This is a genomic window from Xanthobacter tagetidis (assembly GCF_003667445.1).
GTDB lineage: Bacteria > Pseudomonadota > Alphaproteobacteria > Rhizobiales > Xanthobacteraceae > Xanthobacter > Xanthobacter tagetidis.
On sequence record NZ_RCTF01000015.1, the window covers coordinates 1 to 2,500 of the forward strand.

Below are 2,500 nucleotides of genomic sequence, written 5' to 3' on the forward strand. Positions count from 1 at the left end.
GTGCGGGCGGCTTCGGCGCGGAGGGCTGGCGCAGCGCCGAGGCGGCCGGCACGCCGGGCGCGGCGGAGCCGGCGGCGCCCGCGACGGCGGGTGCGCTCCGGTTCACGGAGGAGGTGACGAGCGGCGCGTCGGTCAGCGCCTCGATCATGCCGCCGATCTTGTCGTCGCTGCCCTGCGGGCGCTCGGGCAGATCGGACAGATCGGAGATGGAATCCACGTCAAGCCGCTTGAGGTCCAGGTGACGCTGCACCAGGCCCTGGATGTAGATGGGGGAGGTGCGGCGCGCCCACTCGGCCTTGAGCCGGCCGATGACCTCGCGCTCCTTGCGGATCTGCACCCGCAGGCTGGCAAGCCGCTCGGCTTCGGAGGTGGAGGCGTATTTGAGGTGATACACCACACCGGCGGTCACGAGCAGCGCGACCACCATCACGACGTTGGCCACCCGCAGCATCGGTCCTAGCGTCTCCGCCCCTGACGTTGCACGAAGGGGGCGGGAAGAAGCCCCCTCACGTCACCGCCCGGATGCGCCGGGGTGTCCGTCCGCTCCGCCGCCCTGAGCTTGGCGGACCTGGAGCGGGGATTTCTCGCCACCTCCTCCGGACCGGGCTCCACCGCACCCTTGGCGAGGAGGCGGAAGGAGGGGGCCGGACCTTCGGCTTGCGGCATGTGGCGCGACGCGGACGGTGCCTTCGTCCGGTTTGCCAGAAAAGTCTTAACGATCCTGTCCTCAAGGGAATGGAACGTGACCACCACCAGGTGGCCGCCCGGCCTGAGCGCCGCCTCGGCGGCCACCAAAGCGGCGCCCAGCTCGTTCAGTTCCTCGTTCACGGCGATGCGCAGCGCCTGGAAGGTGCGGGTGGCGGGATGCACCTCGCCGGGCTTCGACCACACCACGCGGGCGACGATCTCGGCAAGCTGGGCCGTGCGGGTGATGGGCGCGTCCGTGCGCGCCTTGACGATGGCGCGGGCGATGGCGCGGGACTGCCGTTCCTCCCCCAGCGACCAGATGACGTGGGCGAGCTCGGCCTCGTCCAGCCCGGCCACGAGGTCCGCGGCCGAGGGGCCGTCCGATCCCATGCGCATGTCGAGCGGGCCGTCGCGGCGGAACGAGAAGCCGCGCTCGGCCTCGTCGAGCTGCATGGAGGACACGCCGATGTCGAGCACCACGCCGTCGAGCGGGGCGAAGCCGTGCTCCGCGGCCACCGCGTCGAGGCGCGAGAACCGGTCGTGGACCAGCGTCAGCCGCCCGCCTGCGGCGGCGACCAGCGCGGCGCCGGCGGCAATGGCGCTGTCGTCGCGGTCGATGGCGAGCACGCGGCAGTCCGCGGCGGCAAGGATGGCGCGGGTATAGCCGCCCGCGCCGAAGGTGCCGTCCACATAATGGCCGGCATCCTTCGGCGCGAGGTGCGCGAGGACCTCGGCGAGCATCACCGGCAGATGACGGGCGGGTCCGCCTGCGGCGCCGGGGAGACCGGCTCCGCCGTCCGTCGTCATGCCGGGGAGCCCTTTGGGCCCTCCGCCTGGGAGCCGATGGCCTGGCGCAGCTCGCGCACCCTGCGGGTGGCCTCCGCGAGATGGGCCTTGAGCCGGTCCGGTTCCCACATCCTGAACTTGTGGCCGAGCCCGACGAAGGCGACATGGTCGCCGATACCGGCATGGGCCTTCTGCGTCTCGGTCAGCACCACCCGGCCCTCCGGATCGATGCGCAGGCTCTCGCTGGTGCCGTAGAGCGCGGTGGCGAGCTGCTCGCGCGCTTCGGAATAGGGCGGATAGCGCGCGATCAGGTCCTCGATCTCGCCCAGGAGCCGCGAACCGCCCGCATCCAGTGCCGGCTCGGCGAGGCTCGGGTGGCAGTGCAGGCTCTCCGCCCCGTCCTTCGCCAGCACCGCGCGGAACGGCGCGGGAATGGACACCCGGCCCTTGGCGTCGAGGCGCATCGTGTAGGTGGACACGAAGCGGTCCATGGCGCCCGGCTGCCCCCTCTCGGCGGACGCGCAGGCTGCGCGCCCTTCGGCGGCAGAAGCCGCCCGGTCATGTCTTGGGTAACAATGGGTTAACATGGGAGATCATGGGCGTCAATGGATTGGTGGTGGGAGAGCGGGTTGCGCGCGGCCTCCCGAAGAAGGGAACCCCCTTCCGCTGGCGACCCTCCCCCCATGTGGGGGAGGGCAGGGTGGGGGGGTGCAGCGGCGCTTGTGCGGGACGGCGACACCCCCACCCCTGCCCCTCCCCGCGAGGGGGAGGGGTTCCGCGCCGTGCCCGGTCGACTCCCCCCTTGAGACAAGGTGGGAGCGCGCGTTCCGCGGGCAGCCGAAAGGCGCGTCCGACCCTCTCCGCGCGCCACCCTCCCCACAGGGGGAGGGGTTCCCCGAACGCCCGCCCCCTTGAGAAACCGACGCGAACGCCGTAGCTCCTGCCTTCGGTGCGGGAGGACGGGCGTGGCCTATGGATTGATCGGCGGAGCGGGCATGGGGTTCGCGCTGGGCGGGCCGCTCGGCGC

The 2,500-nt window shown here is 72.3% G+C and carries 4 protein-coding genes (1 of these 4 cut by a window edge); 1 reads left to right on the top strand and 3 read right to left on the bottom strand.

Annotated elements, in window-relative coordinates:
- The 3 genes from ftsL to D9R14_RS16570 all read right to left on the bottom strand — a co-directional run.
- A partial coding sequence (gene ftsL / locus D9R14_RS16560) for a cell division protein FtsL (protein ID WP_121624462.1) occupies positions 1 to 451 on the bottom strand: 451 nt, incomplete at its 3' end.
- Positions 452 to 456: 5 nt separating this feature from the next.
- Complete coding sequence (gene rsmH / locus D9R14_RS16565; protein ID WP_121624463.1) at positions 457 to 1,494, bottom strand: 16S rRNA (cytosine(1402)-N(4))-methyltransferase RsmH; 1,038 nt, start codon at positions 1,492 to 1,494, stop codon at positions 457 to 459.
- Complete coding sequence (locus tag D9R14_RS16570) at positions 1,491 to 1,964, bottom strand: division/cell wall cluster transcriptional repressor MraZ (RefSeq protein WP_121624464.1); 474 nt, start codon at positions 1,962 to 1,964, stop codon at positions 1,491 to 1,493. Before D9R14_RS16570 ends, rsmH begins: the two co-directional genes overlap by 4 nt.
- Positions 1,965 to 2,438: 474 nt before the next feature.
- On the opposite strand from D9R14_RS16570, the gene D9R14_RS16575 reads away from it, so the two are divergent.
- Positions 2,439 to 2,500, top strand: partial view of a TerB family tellurite resistance protein gene (locus tag D9R14_RS16575; protein ID WP_245420849.1) — the start only. 643 nt of this gene lie beyond the right edge of the window; the window shows 62 of its 705 coding nt (coding positions 1-62); it begins with the start codon at positions 2,439 to 2,441; the stop codon falls past the right edge of the window.

Excerpts from the sequence above, each read along its gene's own strand:
- rsmH (WP_121624463.1), bottom strand. The coding sequence starts at position 1,494 with ATGACGACGGACGGCGGAGCCGGTCTCCCCGGCGCCGCAGGCGGACCC.
- D9R14_RS16570 (WP_121624464.1), bottom strand. The coding sequence starts at position 1,964 with ATGGACCGCTTCGTGTCCACCTACACGATGCGCCTCGACGCCAAGGGC.